Annotated in this window: 10 protein-coding genes; all 10 read right to left on the minus strand. The window is 50.0% G+C overall.

All coding sequences use genetic code 11. The features are described 5' to 3' along the window. Nucleotides 1–48 precede the first annotated feature (48 nt). The 10 genes from ACFODX_RS03825 to ACFODX_RS03870 all read right to left on the minus strand — a co-directional run bounded on the left by ACFODX_RS03825 (nucleotide 49) and on the right by ACFODX_RS03870 (nucleotide 14,056). Entirely contained in the window at nucleotides 49–1,398 is a 1,350-nt protein-coding gene (locus ACFODX_RS03825) for a sensor histidine kinase (protein WP_378116223.1), read from the minus strand. A 1-nt stretch (nucleotide 1,399) separates the two neighbouring features. After that, entirely contained in the window at nucleotides 1,400–2,803 is a 1,404-nt protein-coding gene (locus ACFODX_RS03830) for a sigma-54-dependent transcriptional regulator (protein ID WP_378116225.1), read from the minus strand. Between the two features lie 52 nt (nucleotides 2,804–2,855). Beyond that, nucleotides 2,856–3,722 (minus strand): tetratricopeptide repeat protein, encoded by an 867-nt coding sequence (locus ACFODX_RS03835; protein ID WP_378116227.1) that lies wholly within the window; start codon nucleotides 3,720–3,722, stop codon nucleotides 2,856–2,858. 103 nt (nucleotides 3,723–3,825) lie between these two features. Beyond that, nucleotides 3,826–6,258: an ADOP family duplicated permease gene (locus tag ACFODX_RS03840; RefSeq protein ID WP_378116229.1), complete on the minus strand. Its 2,433-nt coding sequence runs from the start codon at nucleotides 6,256–6,258 to the stop codon at nucleotides 3,826–3,828. Nucleotides 6,259–6,260: 2 nt separating this feature from the next. Continuing rightward, nucleotides 6,261–6,965 carry an ABC transporter ATP-binding protein gene (locus tag ACFODX_RS03845; protein ID WP_378116231.1) on the minus strand — a complete coding sequence of 235 codons (705 nt, stop codon included), beginning with the start codon at nucleotides 6,963–6,965 and terminating at the stop codon, nucleotides 6,261–6,263. Continuing rightward, nucleotides 6,958–8,235 carry an acyltransferase family protein gene (locus ACFODX_RS03850; protein ID WP_378116233.1) on the minus strand — a complete coding sequence of 426 codons (1,278 nt, stop codon included), beginning with the start codon at nucleotides 8,233–8,235 and terminating at the stop codon, nucleotides 6,958–6,960. Before ACFODX_RS03850 ends, ACFODX_RS03845 begins: the two co-directional genes overlap by 8 nt. Before the next feature lie 48 nt (nucleotides 8,236–8,283). Continuing rightward, the gene (locus ACFODX_RS03855) at nucleotides 8,284–9,534 is read right to left on the minus strand and encodes an efflux RND transporter periplasmic adaptor subunit (RefSeq protein WP_378116235.1); all 1,251 of its coding nucleotides are present in this window, start codon (nucleotides 9,532–9,534) and stop codon (nucleotides 8,284–8,286) included. A 189-nt stretch (nucleotides 9,535–9,723) separates the two neighbouring features. Further along, nucleotides 9,724–10,761: a metal-dependent hydrolase gene (locus ACFODX_RS03860; protein WP_378116237.1), complete on the minus strand. Its 1,038-nt coding sequence runs from the start codon at nucleotides 10,759–10,761 to the stop codon at nucleotides 9,724–9,726. A gap of 1 nt (nucleotide 10,762) precedes the next feature. Beyond that, a complete protein-coding gene (gene recQ, locus ACFODX_RS03865; protein WP_378116956.1) occupies nucleotides 10,763–12,568 on the minus strand; it encodes a DNA helicase RecQ in 1,806 nt (601 codons plus the stop codon). A 474-nt stretch (nucleotides 12,569–13,042) separates the two neighbouring features. Continuing rightward, complete coding sequence (locus ACFODX_RS03870; protein WP_378116239.1) at nucleotides 13,043–14,056, minus strand: alpha/beta hydrolase; 1,014 nt, start codon at nucleotides 14,054–14,056, stop codon at nucleotides 13,043–13,045. Nucleotides 14,057–14,296: the final 240 nt, after the last annotated feature.

Genomic DNA, 14,296 nt, shown 5'->3' on the forward strand with positions numbered 1-14,296 from the left:
TTAATACCGCGCTTCGTCAATCTGTGCATTGTTGCTTTGCGAGTAGATCTATTTATTTATCGCCATAAGCGGCAATTCAATGCAGGCACAACAACCGCCGCCGGGCCTATTTTTCAAGCTGAGGTAGCCCTGGTGCGCTTCAATAATTTGCCGGCACAATACCAAACCAATACCAGAGCCCTGTTTTTTGGTGCTGTAAAACGGCACAAATAAATTATCGGGATTACTAATACCGCTGCCCTGATCGCAAATATTCAAGGTAAAAAACTGGCGACCAAGCGCCCAGTGAATTTGGATAAGGCCATCGGAGTTGCCCAGCGCATTGGCTTCAAGGCCATTTTTGATGAGATTAATCAGCACCTGTTCAAACTGTACCGGATCAAGCTGCAATAGCAGATCGCCCTGGGTTTCAATCACAATACTGGCGCGATTAAACAGTGCCGCCACTTTTTCAATCAGGGTGCGCAGCGATACCGGCTGAACAACCGGCTCGGGCAAGCGCGCAAGTTGTTTATAACTGTCCACAAATTGGCTCAAGCCAATTGCGCGCTCGCCGATAATATCCAAACCTTCGTGCAAGCTGGCGCTGATGGTTTCACTGTCGCCCTGACGCTCCAGCAAACGTTTTAACGTTTGGCTGATTGATGCAATCGGCGAGAGGGAATTATTGATTTCATGGCTAATCACCCGCACCAGACTTTGCCAGGCCTTACGCTCTTCGCTGCGCAATAAATGACCAATATCCGTAATAAATAATAATTTGTGCTGCTGCCCGGCTTCGCGAAATTCCTCCACATAGACAGTAAAACGCCCCTGCCGGTAACCCAGCGACAGCTCTACCACTTGCTGACAACCGCTAGTGAGTTCGCGCACAAATTCGAGCTGTTGCAATAGCGCTTGTTGACTGTGTGATTGTTGATTATGCGATTGTTCAATTTGCAATAACTGCATAGCCGCGGGATTGGCAAAGCGGATTTCATTGGTCTGGGTGAGCGCAACAATGGCGACATCAATATGGTCGATAATCGTGCGCAGCAGCAATTGACTCTCTACCGACTGCCAGCGCTCATGACTTAAACGCTGCGCCAAACCATTAATAGCCTCTACCACTTCATTAAATGCACCGCCCTGTTTATGGCTGCGCGCGCGCAAGCTGTAATCACCCTGAATTAGCGCTTCCAATAAATTACTGATACTGCGAAATTGGTAGGATATTTTTTGATAAATAAAATAACTGCTGTACAAAATAATCAAACTACCGATTAACCCTGTCAGCAATATCAGCCAAATAGAAATCCGGGCATAGGCCATCACCCACAATAACAGCAAGAGTAATGGCACCCAGGCCAGTAACAGCAGCTGAATTAACCCGGCTTCAAATATCTGATGCCTGCGCATATCAAGTTTTTAATTTTTCCAAGCGGCGATAAAACGCGCTGCGGCTAAAGCCAAGCGACTCGGCCGCTTTAGTTGCATCGCCATTAAAATAGGCCAACCGCTGGGTAACCAAGGCCATTTCAATTTCTTCCATGGTGCGCAGATCCGGCACTTCAGGGGCGGTTGCACATGAACTTGTTGATGCCAGTGGCAGTGTTTCAATCAGCTCAGGAGCGCCACTTAATCCAAGGTCACTGCTATAAATCTGTTCCCGTTTAGACAAAATTTGCGCGCGCTCCATCACATGCGCCAATTCGCGCACATTGCCCGGCCAGGGGTAGGCCTGCAGCAAGGCTTGCGCTTCCGCCGTCAAGGTAAGTGCCGGGCGTGCATATTTTTTTGCCGCTTTCGCCAGAAAGCTATTGGCCAGCGGAATAATGTCCTCCGGCCGTTGTCGCAGCGGTGGGATTTCTATGACCAGGGTATTGATGCGATAGAGCAGATCCTTGCGGAATTTTCCCTCGTTAACGGCAACTGCAAGATCGCAATTGGTGGCCGTAATCAAACGAAAATCGGTGTGCTGGGTTTTGCTGGAACCCACTTTTTCAAACTGTTTTTCCTCCAGTACACGCAGGAGTTTTCCCTGTTGGGAATAAGGAGTATTGGCAATTTCATCAAGGAATAAACTGCCTTCATCTGCCAATTCAAAACGACCGATGCGCGTAGTTTTGGCATCGGTAAACGAGCCTTTCACATGGCCAAACATTTCACTTTCAAACAGGGTTTCGCTCACCGCGCCCATATTGACTGAAATGAGTTCGGCTTGGCTGCGCGGCGATAGCTGGTGCAAGTAGCGCGCAAACATACTTTTGCCGGTGCCGTTTTCGCCGGTGAACATTACGCTGGCATCGCTGTTGGCAACATGGGCAATAGTTTGCAGCAGTTCAAGGGTCAGGGGCGATTGCGCCACTATTGCATCATTGCGGTTTGCTTCCTCGCGCAGCAATTGATTTTGCTGGCGCAATTTCTGCGCTTGTTTTTGCGCAGCAACCAACTGACTTTGGCTGTTAATGATGCTGAGCAAGCGCTCATTTTCCCAAGGCTTTTGAATAAAATCATTGGCGCCCTGTTTAATGCTGTTAACCGCGACCTCGATAGTGCCCCAGCCCGTCATGACGACAACAGGCACTAACTCGTCTAATTGGCGAATTGCACGAATCAGCGCTAGCCCTTCCTCACCCGAAGTGGTATCGGTGGAGTAATTTAAATCCATCAAAATACAAGCTACATCTTCGCGCTTGAGCACCGCGAGCGCCTGCTCTGGCGAGGTCATGGCAAGCGGAATATAACCTTCCGCGCGCAGTAACATGCACAGCGCAGAGAGCACACCATCGTCGTCATCGACAACAAGAATTGTTTTTTTCATTCAAGATCCACAGAAAAAAACCGGCAACTGACCCTATGCCGGCCGCACAGGTTTATTCATTTGACTTTATACCGGCTTCAAAGCGCTTGGCAAATTCGGCATTGGCTTGGTAATCCTCGGCCTGGATTTGTTGCACCAGTTGTGTGTATTTTTCGGTATTGCCTTTGGCCTTATAGGCCTTGGCCAAACTCCAGGTAGACCAAAAATAATGTTGATCCTGGGGGTCGGTATTTTTGCGTTTGTATTCTTCTATCAATGCAATGCTTGCATTTACATCCTGTTTTTCTGCCAGGATAATTTCCCCCAACTGCAACAGGCTGTCGTTAACATACCATTGGTTTGCAGCAGTGACCGGTTGGTTGCGCAGTGCTTCAAACAGGGGTTTGGCTTTGGCAAGTTGTTGTTTGTCGCGATAAAAACGTGCCAATTCATAATGATTGCGCGCCGATGCAAACGGCTGTTGGCTCAACTTATCTGCCAGCGCCATAGCACCCGCCGGGTCGCCCTCTTTTTCATGTAAAAATACCCGGTAGGTATTTGCATCTTCAGCGGAAATTTTATCCAGCCTTGCTAATAATTCCCTGCCTTTTTTACTGGAGCCGCCGGCAAAACCCGGTGCTTCAAAATAAAAACGCATTGCAGCCACTAGCGCATCGGCATTATCGGGAAATTGTTCTACTGCTGCCTCGTACTGCGCAATACATTTTTTAGCCAACGCCAAGGCGGAAAACATGGATGCCTGTTGCGCCTGATTGCAATAGGCATCACCCGACAAAATCAATTCCTCCGCGCTGGTTGGCGGCGGTTTTAATGCCGTTTCATCGGCCAATACATAATAAGAAGAGCAGATGGCAGTCAGCAGCAATGCACTGCAAACCATAAAAATAAATAGCCGCACTGAGGCATTATTTTGTTTCATTTTTACACTATTCCCTTGTTTGATATTTAGATATACCGATCAACAACACGCCGATTTTGACTATCGGCTTAGCATTTGATTCAGTGCTCGCCTGAAAATTATTTCACTCATAACGCAAGGCATCGGCAGGCTCCAATTGCAGTGCGCGCCGGGTGGGAAGATAAGTCGCCAGAAGCACCACCGCCGCAATAATGCTCACCATTAGCAAAACAATAAACAATAAATCGCCGGCGCCAATGCCAATTACATGAGCCATAGCAAACGCCATGGCACAACCTGCTGCGACACCGGGTATACCGCCCCACAAAAGTTGTTTGCCACCCGCCCATAAAAATTGCCGCGCGATTTGTTGATCCTGTGCGCCCAGTGCGCGTTTCACACCAATTTCCTGGGTGCGCTGGCTAATGGTATTGGCCATCACACCGTAAATTCCTGTACCGGCAAGCACTACTGCCGCTATGCCGAAAATCATAAAAATCGTGCTGATAAAACGTATAGGCGCACCATTGCGTTGTTTTTTGGTGGCGTAGTCTTCTATCTGGAAGAGTGACAATTCCGGGTCAATAGCAGCCACCGCATTGCGCAGGGTGCGTATTGCGCTGGGGCGATCTGTTTTTATTTCGATGGCGATACTGAAATCATTTCTTGGCGCCTGGCTGTAAGGGCGAAATACACTGGGCATTTTTCCCGATTCGCTATTGGCATCGCCATAGAGCGTATGTTTCACCACACCGACAATCGTCAGCCATTGATCTGCATGGCTAACCGCATCGAGCACACGCAAACGTTTACCCAGTGCGGATTCGCCGGGAAAATGGGCAGCGGCAAAACTATCAGTCACTACCACGGTTCGTTTACCCCAGCCATCGTCACTGCTATCAAGATAGCGCCCTGCCGTCAGGGTTACGCCAAGTTTTTCCAAGGTGCCGGGTGTAACCGAAACATAATTAATTTTTGGGTAAGCACTTTCCTGCACATGGGAATAATCTTTTCCCTCCAGGGCAATGCTGGGTGTCCAACCCCAATCGGCGGGAAACATGGTGGCAATTAACACCTTGCCAAGACCGGGGCTATTTTCCAATTGTGCGACCAGTGCATTCACAAATTGCGTTTTTTGCTCCGGGGTTTGATAGTGAACATCGCGCAGCAATGTGCGCGCGGTTAATAAGTTATCGCTCTTTACCCCAAAATCAGTGACGGTTGCGCGATAAGCGCCCACTACCATAGTCGCCGCCGCAATCAATACCGTCATCGACAAAAATATTTCACTGATCACCAAGATCCGGTTGAGGCGCCCGGATTTTTTCCCCAGCGCACCGCGCGTGCCATCGCGCAGCACCGCATTAAAATCGGCGCCGGAATTTTTCCATGCCGGCAATAAACCCGTTGCCAAAATAGTCGCCAATACAAAACCGAAAAATATTTTTAGCGTGTAAGCATCAATGCCAAAATCCCACCAGAACGCCGGCTTGTCGGTAAAAAACGTAGCCACAGTGGCAGCGGTCACTTGTAAACCCCAGGCGAGTACCAACAGGCCGATTAAACCACCGAGGCTGCAAATAATTGCACTCTCCCACAACATCTGGCTGATTAAACGTGCACGGGGTGCGCCCAAGGCAACGCGAACGGCCGTTTCTTTATTGCGTTCAATCGCGCGTGAGTACAATAAATTGCCTACGTTGATTGACGCCAACAATAAAATTAATAGCGCGGCGATTTGCATGGAGTAAATTACTTGAATGCCATCGCCCTCGGCGCCGCGCTGGAAATCATTCACATAGAGACTCAAACCTTTATTGCTCTGCGGGTAGCGGCTGGCAATGCGCTGCATAATCACCGCCAGTTCGCGATTAACATCCGCTTGCGTCACATTGTTTTCCAACAGGGCGGCAATAGACGGTTTGTCGCCACTGCCGCGCGCTGTGTTAGTGGCACTTTGGCGCAGCGGCAGCCACACATCGTTATTACTCGGAAACCAATAATCCTGCGGCATAACGCCAATAATTCTATGGGGTGTGCCATCGATACGCAGGCTTTGGTCGATAATATTTTCATCGCCGCCAAATTGGGTGCGCCAGACTTCATAACCTATGACCACAACATCTTCCGCGCCCGGCTGATTATCCTGCTGGTTAAATTCGCGCCCGAGTAGCGGAGCAGTGCGTGTAAGCTGGAAAATACCCGGCTCGGTTTTTACAGCGCGATAACGCCGCGCGCCCTCGCGCCCGATGGCATTTATGTTGAGTTCTCTATAGGCAGAAAATAATTCCACGCCCCGTAGTGTATTTTTTATTTCAGCGTAATCATGCAGTTCAATGTTATCGCGGGCTTCTACTCCATCTTGTGTTACATGAAAGCGCACCAGACGATCACTGTCCTTAAACGGCAGGTCTTTAAAAATCATGGTATTAAACATGGAAAACAAAAATACACTCAGCCCGACTCCCACCGCCATCACCGAAGTTGTAAGCAGGGTGAAGCCCGGTTTTTTTGCCAATAACCGCAGTGCGTATTGAATGTCCTTGATAAAATACATACTCACATCCCTGGATTTTTTAGGGTTTTGTCAGAAACAACACGGCCATCGAGCACATCAATTTTGCGCTGGCTGCGCTCAGCGGAGCGCGGGTCGTGGGTAACCATACAAATAGTGGCGCCTTCGGCGTGCAACTTATCGAGCAAATCCATCACCGCTTCCGCATTTTTGGTGTCCAGATTTCCGGTGGGTTCGTCAGCTAATAAAATCGAAGGGCGCCCGGCAATAGCGCGCGCAACCGCCACACGCTGCTGTTGGCCACCGGATAATTGCGCGGGAAAGTGCCTGCTGCGGTGCGCCATATCCACTTTTGCGAGAGCATCTTTCACTAATTGTTTGCGCTGGCTTTTGCTTAAATCACGGCGATAGGTGAGCGGCAGCTCTACGTTTTCTTCCACATCCAGATCGCTGATCAAATTAAAGGATTGGAAAATAAAACCAATTTCCTGATTGCGAATGCGTGCGCGCTCGCGCCGCGAAATAGTGGACACCTCTTTGCCCGCGAGCCTGTATGTGCCAGCACTCGCGCTATCCAATAAACCCAGCAGTGATAAGAGCGTGGATTTGCCACAACCGGAAGGCCCGGCGATGGACACATATTCACCTTTATTAATCCTGAGTGAAATATCACTCAGCGCATGGGTTGCCACCTCTTCGGTGAGAAATATTTTTTGCAGGTTTTCCAGTGTTATTAATGGATTATTCATGGCGTGAACCTATTGCTGTAGTTGCAGCTGGCAAAACCGCAGCGGTTTTGGTTGTTGATGTGTATTGGTGTTTGGTTTGATCCAGCGGCAAATATTTGCGCCGCAGTTTGCGTGCAATAGGTTTTTCAATCAGGTAGGTGCTGCAAATGCCCAGCACAATCGCACCTGCCAAGGCCCATAAAAATTGGTGTTGGCCCGCATCGGGGTTAAACATAATCACGGCGCCGCACATCATCATGACAACATTTTGCCAGATAAAAATAGAAAAGCCGGTTTCACCCAGAAAGCCCATAAACGGCAGCGAAAATACCCGTGCCGCAAAACCTTTACCGCGGGCCAGATCGACAATAATGATCATGTACAGCGGCATCATCAGCCCATGGCGCATAAAAAATTTAAACGGTTCGGCAATTTCCTGGGTAGCCGCGATTACTATCACAGCCACCAGCGCGACATCACCCCAGGCAAACCAACTCGGGTTTTTATTGCTATCAATAGTGTTCGCGCGTGTTATTCCCACCACCCGGGTTAATAAAATACCTGCCACAAAATGTGCTACCCAAAACAGCGGCGTAGAGCCAATAAAAATTTTCCAAAATCCCGGCGCCTCGGTACCGGCAGGAAAAAACCACGCATAAACAGCTGTGGGTAGTAGCGAAATAAACGGCAGGGCACACAAGAGTTGAATCGATGCACGGCGCGATAATTTGGCCAGCATTGGCAATAAAAACGGCAGTAGGGCGTAGAGAAATACCAGCGCCGAAATAGTCCAGGTCGGCCATGACCAGATGGGCACAAAATCCGGATACCAGGCTTGGGTCAGGGTGATGGTGGCGAGGCCGCTGGCAAATAGCAGGGCCGGGCTATTGCCGAGCGACAATTGATACCCCGTGGTCATTAACAGGGTAATTAACATGATTATCCAATGGATAGGGTAAATCCGTATCGCGCGCGTGAGCCAAAAGGTTTTTTTGGTAATACTCAGCTGGCCATGCTCGTCCCAATACAAATAGGCCAAAATAAAACCCGATAACAAAAAGAAAAAACTGGTGGACATCCAGCCGTTGCTGATCGCCGTCACCAGTGGCCCCGGCAATTCTTTGATATCGCGCAGTAAATTTTCCATCCCGGGTTCTTTTTTCATGTCGAACAATACCCAGAGGTGAAAACAAAAAATATGCAGTATGGCGATAAAACGAATACCGGTCAGTGCGGGTAGCAATTGCCTCTGCTGATTGGCACGGCGATGGGTGTTTTGTTGGTCAGTCATTATTTAACGTCCTTTAAATAAAATGTCGGGGTTATTCACAGCGGGATCTTAATTGAGGCGCAGCTTGTCATAACTGCGAAACCGGGTGGGGTCGGAAATAATGACTTTATCGCCCGCCGCCAAACCTTTCAGGATTTGAATGTGATTGGCAGAACCCTGCCCCAGCTGCACCGCCACACGTTCAAAAAAATGGCCATCCTCCGTTAATTTGTACAACAGGGTTTCACTGCGGCTTTGCGTAAACAGCGGGCGCGCCACGTAAAGCGTATCGGCAATTTCAGTAATTTTTATTTCGCCATCCACACTCAGATCAGGGCGTGCGTCATCGGGTAATGGTTCATTAAATACCACATCCACTTGCACAGTGCCGTTAATCACTGCGGGATCAACACGGGCTACCTGACCGCTAATTTTATTGTTGCGTGTATCCACAATCACAGTCTGGCCGGGCATGACTTCACGAATGTGCAACTCGGGAATTTTTAATTCGGCAATCAGCGAATCCTGTTGCGCAAGCTTGGCGATATTATCGCCCATCATCACCCGCTGCCCGGATACCGGCGGCAGTTCCAACACCACACTGTCCATAGTCGCGGTGATCTGCAAATCATTCACTTGTTGTTGGATAATCGCCACGCGCTGTTTGTGTTGATTCAAGCGCGCACTGTGCGCATTGCGCTGGGCAGTGAATGACTCCTCCATTTTATCCAGCTGGTGCTGATGGGTTTGCATGCGCTGTTGCGCCTGATCCAATACAAGGCGGGTACGGTTGTAATCCAGGCGCGACACTGCGCCGGTTTTCATCAGCTCGGCGCGCGCCGAAAATTCCAACTCACTGGTTTCAACATCCAAGCGGGCGTTGAGCAAATTGGATTTTTGTTGTTGCAGGCTGGATGCTAACACCACATCGGCCGCGCTGAGTTCTGCCTCCAGCGCAGCCAATTCCCACTGCGCTTCCGCGAGTTGCTGCACTAAACGCGGATTGCTTAGCTCAACAATCACATCGCCTTTTTTTACCGCGTGACCCGGTTTTACGGCCCGTTTTACCACAGTGCCCTCAACACTTGCCGACAGCCATTCAATATTATCCGGCACCAGTAGACCAGTGCCGCGCACCGAGAAAGTAAAGTTGCCGCGTTTGACTTCATCAAACACCAGCGAATTGGCATCCACACTGATATCCGCCTGGCCGAGATACCAGAGGTAGTAACCGGAAAAAATAACTACCAGCGCTGCCAACACCAATAACCAATGGTGTTTACGCAGACGCGGTTTTTGTGGTTCGAGGCGAATGTCCATTGCGCTTCCATTATTCCAATAGCGATGGAAGGGCTAGAGCAGCTTCTATGCCATTTTTTAAGTGGCTGATTTTTATCGATTATTTATTATGCTGATGGTGTGAATCCCATTAGCGGGACGCACAATTGGCACAGGATTTCCGCTCGTGGGATTCGGGTTTGTGCCAAGGGAATAAAACGAAAGGACGCCCTAGTTTCCTTTCAAAAATTCCACTAATGACTGATCTGTGTCGCCCAAGAAGCGCTGTTGAAACCAATGCAAAGTGTCGGCACCTTGAATATCCGGCATGGGCTGTTTAGGCCTGGTAAAAAGAATGCGTTCGCCATGTTCGTCACGCGTGCGTGTGGCAATATCAAAAGTAAAACTGTAGTAGGGTTCAACGCCCATGCGCAAATCCGCAATACTTAGCACCCCGTTTTTTTCTTCCATTTTAAAATAACCCTTGCTAAACCAGGCGATGCGATTAACTTCCCAGTTGCTGCGCACAAGGTTATAAATATGTTCGCCGCGTGGATATTCAATAAACTGGATATTCCTGTCGTCATCCAGTAATGAATAAAATCCTTCGGCATAACCGCTTGGTGTGATCGCCACTACGCGCCACAACACACTGTTAAAAGGTGCTGCAGTAACTAATCGCTGCTGCGCAGAAATTCCTTGCGCGGTGAGCGATTTATCGGCGAGCGTGCCAACGTAGAATTGCATCGCCAGCCCCCACATTAAATAGGCACTGCTAATAGCAAGGCCGAGGGTATTCCAGCGCAGTCCCGCTAGTTGTTTGCGCGCAAGCGCCACGCCAGTGCCGAGTAACAATGGCAAGGTGTAAAGTGGATCTATGACAAAAACACTACCAATACCAAAGGGATAATCACTAAACGGCAACGCAAGCTGGGTGCCGTAGATCGTCATGGTATCGAGCAGTGGATGAGTAATGAGTACCAGCCACACCGCAAGCCACCAGTGTTTAAACAAATCCATTTCACGCGCGAGTTTCGCCGTAATCCATGCAATCAAAGGCGCGGCTAATGTGAGATAAAACAGCGCGTGACTTTCGGTGCGGTGCAGTGTCATATCGCGAATCGGATCGCCATGATTAATTAGCACATCCAGATCGGGCAAGGTGCCCACTACCGCGCCCATGACGGCGGCTTTCCAGAGCGCTGTTTTGCGCCCCATCACCGCCACACCAACAGCGGCACCCAGCGCAACTTGTGAAAGTGAGTCCATTTTATTCCTCGTATTCCGCTGCGCGAATCACCGCTAAAAATTCGTCGCCAAAACGTTTTAATTTGCTGTCGCCTACGCCGGTAATGCTGCGCAGTTGTTCGGGTGTAAGCGGGCGGAATTCCAACATTTCGCGCAATGTAGCATCGTGAAAAATCACGTAGGGCGGTACGCCCTGTTCTTCGGCCAAGCGTTTGCGACAGGCGCGCAGCGCGTGCCACAGGCCTTGATCTTCCGCTTCAATTGCATCGCTGATATTGGCGCGGCGCGGCGATTGATTGGTGGCTTTAATATCGCGGCGCAGATAAATATTTTCTTCGCCGCGCAAATAAGGGCGGCAGGTTTCATTGAGTAGCAAACCGCCAAAACCATCGCTATTCACATCCAACAATCCACGCGCAACCAGCTGACGAAAAATGGCTTTCCATTCATCGCTACTTAAATGTTTGCCAATGCCGTAGGTGGTTAATTTGTGATGATCAAACGACAGGATTTTTTCATTGTTGCTGCCGCGCAATACATCAATCACATGGCCCGCACCAAAACGCTGACCGGTGCGGTACACGCAGGAGAGCGCCATTTGCACCGCTTGGGTGGCGTCCCAGGTTTGCGGTGGGGTTAAACAGCAATCGCAATTGCCGCAGGGCTGCGCCAAGCTATCGCCAAAATAGCGCAACAGGGTTTGGCGACGACAGCTGGTAATTTCACACAGGCCGAGCATGGCATTTAAACGCTGTTGTTCGTTGCGTTTAAATTCTTCGCTGCCTTCGCTCTGCGCCATCATTTGCCGCAACTTAACCACATCTTCCAAACCGTAAAGCAAAAGCGTGGTGGCCGGTTCACCATCGCGCCCGGCGCGACCGGTTTCCTGATAATAAGCTTCAATACTTTTGGGCAAATCCAAATGCGCGACAAACCGCACATCGGGTTTGTCTATGCCCATACCAAAGGCGATGGTGGCCACCATAATGATGTTGTCTTCGCGCAAAAACCGCTGCTGGTTTTTTTGGCGCACATCCGCAGGCAAACCGGCGTGATAGGGCAGCGCGGTAAAACCTTCATCGCTCAACCACTGCGCAATTTGCTCCACTTTATTGCGCGACAAACAATACACAATGCCGGAGTTGCCCTGCTGTTCATCGCGCAAAAAGCGCATGAGTTGAATTTTGGGATTATTTTTTTGGGCGATACGGTATTGAATGTTCGGGCGATCAAAGCCGTTAATAAATTGCCGCGCGTTTTCCAATTGCAGGCGCGCGATAATTTCATCGCGCGTGCGCACATCCGCCGTGGCGGTTAAGGCAATACGCGGCACCTGCGGAAATTCGCGGTGAAGCAATTCCAGTTTTAAATAATCGGAGCGGAAATCGTGACCCCATTGCGATACGCAGTGGGCTTCGTCTATCGCAAATAAGGCAATTTTGCTGTGATGCAATAATTCCAGCGTGCGCGGCTGAATCAACCGCTCGGGCGCGACATACAACAAATCCAATTCGCCGCGCTGCAGCGCCAGTTCGGTCTGCCACATTTCCTGCGCACTGAGCGAGGAATTTAAAAACCCGGCGCGCACACCCAATTCGCGCAGCGCACTGACTTGATCCTGCATCAGCGCAATCAAGGGCGATACCACAATGCCCACACCCTCGCGCACCAGCGCCGGAATTTGATAACACAGGGATTTACCGCCGCCGGTAGGCATAAGCACCAGCACATCCTCACCGGCCACCAGCGCATCAATCACCGCGGCTTGCGGGCCGCGAAATTCGTGGTAACCGAAGGTGGAATTTAAAATGGCGAGGGGGCTGCGCATATCGGCGGGAGGCAATGTCATGAGGCGAAAAAAGAACTCACAGGGGTAAACAGAAAATCATGGCAAAAGTGACGCACTTTTATGCCCGATGATGGATATATGCATCAAAAACCTGATTTTTCAGCAAAATGATGAATATATCCATCATTTTAAAAGGAAAAACGGCCCCCCGGAAAAACAAAACGGGGGCATAGCCCCCGCAAATACACACAATGTTTTATCGCAGCGCGTTTACAACTCCGCCGCTACACCCGGCTTGGTGGATGGGCTGTTGCCTTCAGGCACAACAATCATCACCAAACCCCACATCACCAGCAGACCTGCCAATACAGATACCGACTTTCTCACGATACATCCCTCCTGCGGATAACACTGCTACCAGACTAGGCAGCAAAAACTGAACCATAACTGAAAGGTCGGCAATCAACTGTACTAATTCGTACCGGGCATGGGGCCAGGGCTTTTGTTTGCGCATTAATTCAAGGTTTTCTTCAAGAATTGGATGATGTCCTCCATCGGCCAGAGTGCATCCTTGTCAAAACAACTACCGGCCCAGTTGCAGCCGTTATCCAGATACGCGTGTTTTTTACCGGGGTAAACCTTGTATTCCACCGGTTGTTTGCCGGCCTTGAGCAAGTCCACGTAATGCTGGGCGGCACTGGGCGGGGTGACATCGTCCAGGCTGCCCACGTGCACAAATTGGGGCGGCAATTTGTATTCACTCGCCTTGGGCACAAAATAAATGGGCGATACCGCTTTGTAGTGCTCGGGGTGATCATTTGCATTGATGCTATTGCCAAACAGGCCGCGCGGCTCGGCGTTGCCAAACTTCCAAAACGCGTTGTTGGGCGATTCAAATCCCCCTTTCGCCGCTGCATAGAGATCAAACGCACCATAACTGACCACCGCCGCCTGGACTTTCAGGCCGTCCTCTTTGGCGACCTGCTCGGCGGTTTTACCGGCGGGCAAATAGCTGGGTTTAAAACCCAAACTCGGGCCGGCGTAGCCATCGCTTTCCAACTGGCGGCCGCGGGTGAGGATCATAGTCGTTAAATGGCCGCCGGCGCTGTCGCCGGTAATTGCCACGCGGCTTGGGTCGCCACCGTATTCCGCAATATGGTCTTTTACCCACAAGAGGCCGCCGAATACATCCTCAATAATCTGGTTCATAGTGACTGTATTGTTTTGGTCACCCAACAGGCGATAGTTCATATTCGCCACCACCATGTCGCCCTCGCGCGCCACCTTGGTCGCCATGTCATGCATGATGGAATTGTTATTCACCAACCACCCGCCGCCGTGATAAATCACCAGCACCGGGTAGGATTTTTTGCCGGTTTGCGGCACATAAATATCCAGCGTAAGCGGGAAGTTATCGGGCTTGGCAAACTCAATCGCCTTGTGGATTTTTACCGCCTCATCCGCCTGCGCCACCAGCGCACAGCAGCCCAAACACACCATCGCCATCAACTTGCCAAACTTCAGCATAAACACCTCTTTGCATTGTTATTGTCAGATTTACCAAGCCAAGCATAGATGCTGCCCCAACGGGGTGATAGTGATAAGCGTCATACCGCCTCAGCCTTTACCCCGCTTTACGTTTGCGGTGCATCGCTGGTTGGTTTTTGAGGGGTTGGAGCATGAGGGCGGTTTAACTTTTGTTGTATTTGTTCATTCAAACTGAACAAATACAACAAAAGTTAAACTTGGCTTTGGTTTGAAAATACG

Origin of the sequence: Cellvibrio fontiphilus, from assembly GCF_042646205.1 — a bacterium.
GTDB classification, from domain to species: Bacteria; Pseudomonadota; Gammaproteobacteria; order Pseudomonadales; family Cellvibrionaceae; genus Cellvibrio; species Cellvibrio fontiphilus_A.

Coding starts and splice junctions, on each gene's coding strand:
- ACFODX_RS03825 (WP_378116223.1), bottom strand. CDS start 1,398: ATGCGCAGGCATCAGATATTTGAAGCCGGGTTAATTCAGCTGCTGTTA.
- ACFODX_RS03830 (WP_378116225.1), bottom strand. CDS start 2,803: ATGAAAAAAACAATTCTTGTTGTCGATGACGACGATGGTGTGCTCTCT.
- ACFODX_RS03835 (WP_378116227.1), bottom strand. CDS start 3,722: ATGAAACAAAATAATGCCTCAGTGCGGCTATTTATTTTTATGGTTTGC.
- ACFODX_RS03840 (WP_378116229.1), bottom strand. CDS start 6,258: ATGTATTTTATCAAGGACATTCAATACGCACTGCGGTTATTGGCAAAA.
- ACFODX_RS03845 (WP_378116231.1), bottom strand. CDS start 6,965: ATGAATAATCCATTAATAACACTGGAAAACCTGCAAAAAATATTTCTC.
- ACFODX_RS03850 (WP_378116233.1), bottom strand. CDS start 8,235: ATGACTGACCAACAAAACACCCATCGCCGTGCCAATCAGCAGAGGCAA.
- ACFODX_RS03855 (WP_378116235.1), bottom strand. CDS start 9,534: ATGGACATTCGCCTCGAACCACAAAAACCGCGTCTGCGTAAACACCAT.
- ACFODX_RS03860 (WP_378116237.1), bottom strand. CDS start 10,761: ATGGACTCACTTTCACAAGTTGCGCTGGGTGCCGCTGTTGGTGTGGCG.
- recQ (WP_378116956.1), bottom strand. CDS start 12,568: ATGCGCAGCCCCCTCGCCATTTTAAATTCCACCTTCGGTTACCACGAA.
- ACFODX_RS03870 (WP_378116239.1), bottom strand. CDS start 14,056: ATGCTGAAGTTTGGCAAGTTGATGGCGATGGTGTGTTTGGGCTGCTGT.